Origin of the sequence: Sphaerisporangium sp. NPDC051017 (assembly GCF_040683095.1) — a bacterium.
Taxonomy (GTDB): Bacteria; Actinomycetota; Actinomycetes; order Streptosporangiales; family Streptosporangiaceae; genus Sphaerisporangium.
In genome coordinates this window covers 1-2,632 of sequence record NZ_JBFBCI010000141.1, presented here as the reverse complement: position 1 = coordinate 2,632, position 2,632 = coordinate 1, and the positions used below count along the sequence as shown (strand labels likewise).

The following is a 2,632-nucleotide window of genomic DNA, read 5'->3' as shown; positions in this document are numbered from 1 at the left end:
CCGGCGGGGAGCCGCCCGGCCACCTGCCCGGTCGTCACCACGGCCACCGGGTCCGCGTCCGCCAGCATGTACCCGAGCCGCTCCGCCGGATGCTCGGGATCCATCGGCAGATACGCCGCCCCGGTCGTCATCACCGCCAGCAACGCCACGATCATGTCCATGGACCGGGGCACCACGATGGCGACCATCCGCTCCGGACCCGCGCCACGCCCGATCAGCACCCGGGCCAGCCGGTTCACCCGCCCCTGCAACTCAGCGAAGGTCAGCTCACCGTCCGCCGCCACCACCGCCGTCGCCTCGGGCGCGCGCGCCACCGCGACGGCCAGCAGGTCCGGCACCGTCGCCCGCTCCACCGCCACCGCCGTGGCATTGCGCCGGACCAGCAGCGTGTCCCGCTCCGCCGGATCGAGAATCTCCAGCGCCCCCACCCGACGGCCCGGATCGGCCACCGCGGCGGCCAGCAACCGCCGCAACCGCTCCACCAGCACCTCGACCGTGGGCCGGTCGAACAGGTCGGTGGCGAACTCGGCCCCGACGGTCAGGCCCGGCCGGCCCGGATCCGCGCTGTGCGTGATGCTGAACATCAGGTCGAAGCGAGCGGTGCCGGTCGGCACCACGATCGGGGACAGCTCCAGGTCCTTCAGCCGCAGCGTGTCGTCCGGCGAGCTCTGCTCTACCAGCAGCACCTGGAACAGCGGGTGGTGGGCCGCCGATCTGGCGGGCTTGAGCACCTCCACCAGGTACTCGAACGGCACGTCCTGGTTGGCGTACGCCTCCAGCGCCGCGTCCCGCACCCGGCCGAGCAACTCGGCGAACGACGGCTCGCCCGAGGTGTCGGTACGGATCACCAGCGTGTTGACGAAGAACCCCACCACGTCGTCCAGCGCCTCGTCGGTGCGCCCGGCGATCGGCGCGCCGATCGGCACGTCCGTCCCGGCGCCCATCCTGGTCAGCAGCGCCGCCACACCGGCCTGCAGGACCATGAAGAGGCTGGTCCCGGACTCCCGCGCCAGCGCGGTCAGCCCCTCGTGCAGCTCCCCGTCCCACTGGGCGGTCACCAGTCCGCCCCGATAGGACGCGACCGCGGGCCGAGGGCGGTCGGCGGGCAGCCGGATCTGCTCGGGCGCGCCCGCCAGCCGGTCACGCCAGTACGCGGTCTGCTGGGCGATCACGCTTTCCGGGTCGTCCGGGTCGCCCAGCAGCTCCTGCTGCCACAGGGTGTAGTCCACGTACTGGACGGGCAGCTCGGCGAACCCGGGCGCCTCGCCCCGGCCGCGCGCCTCGTACGCCGCCATCAGGTCGCGGGACAGCGGAGCGAACGACCAGCCGTCGCAGACGATGTGGTGGATGAGCAGCATCAGCACGTGCTCACGCGGGCCGAGCGCGAACAGGTGCGCCCGGACCAGCGGCTCGCCGCCGAGGTCGAACCGGTGCCGGGCGGCGCGCTCCAGCAGCGCGGGCAGTTCCTCCTCGGTCGCCTCGACGACCTCCAGAGCCGGCTTGGCCTCGTCCGGCTCCAGGATGTGCTGGTACGGCTCGCCGTCCCGCTCGGGAAAGACCGTACGCAGCGCCTCGTGCCGCTCCACCACGTCCGCCAGCGCCGACCGCAGCGCCTCGACGTCCAGCGGCCCGCGGAACCGCAGCGTCCAGGGCATGTTGTAGACCGGTCCCTCAAGGCGGTGCAGGAACCACAGGCGGCGCTGGGCGAAGGAAAGGGGGATCGTCATTTCGCGGCTCCTTCCGAGCGCGCCCGGCGGACCAGCGCGGGCCGTGCCCGTCCCGTGGCGCCCAGGCGGTCCGCCACTCCGGCGACCGTCGGGGCTTCGAAGATGGTCCGTACGGCCAGTTCGGCGTTCAGGCGGGCGCGGACGCGGCTGACGAGCTTGGTGGCGAGCAGCGAGTGGCCGCCCAGGTCGAAGAAGTTGTCGTCGATGCTCACCCGCTCGACCCCGAGGACCTGGGCGAACAGCTCGCACAGCGCCTCCTCGCGCGGGTTACGGGGTGCCCGCCCACCGCCGCTCTCCCAGCTCGGCGCGGGCAGCGCCGCCCGGTCCAGCTTGCCGTTCAACGTCAACGGCAACCGATCCACCACCACCACGGCGGCGGGCACCATGAACTCCGGCAGACGCTCCCGCACGAACGCCCGCACCTGCCGCCCGTCCACCTCACCCGCCGGCACCACATACGCGACCAGCCGCGTGTCCCCGTCGGGGGCCTGCCAGGGAATCACCACACCTTGCGCCACACCCGGATGCGCCGACACCACCGCGGCGACCTCACCCGGCTCCACCCGGAACCCGCGTACCTTCACCTGGTCGTCCACCCGGCCCAGGAACTCCAGCAGGCCCCCGGCGTTCCACCTGACCACATCCCCGGTCCGGTACATCCGCGACCCCGGCGGACCGAACGGGTCGGCGACGAACCGCTCGGCGGTCAGCCCGGACCGGCGCACATACCCGCGCGCCAACCCGATCCCCGCCACGTACAACTCCCCCGCCGCACCGGGCGGAACCAGCCCGAGTCCGGCGTCCAGCACATACACCCGGACGTTGTCGATCGGCCCGCCGATCGGCACCGGCGACGGCCACACAGACCCGTCCTCGCCCAACGGGAACGCCGTCACCAACTGCGT

At 73.1% G+C, this 2,632-nt stretch carries 2 protein-coding genes; both read right to left on the bottom strand.

The window, feature by feature from the left end:
- On the bottom strand, positions 1-1,727 hold a 1,727-nt coding region (locus AB0M95_RS40865; RefSeq protein WP_363777137.1), incomplete at its 3' end, for a condensation domain-containing protein.
- On the bottom strand, positions 1,724-2,632 hold a 909-nt coding region (locus AB0M95_RS40860; protein WP_363777134.1), incomplete at its 5' end, for a phosphopantetheine-binding protein. The genes AB0M95_RS40865 and AB0M95_RS40860, both read right to left, overlap by 4 nt.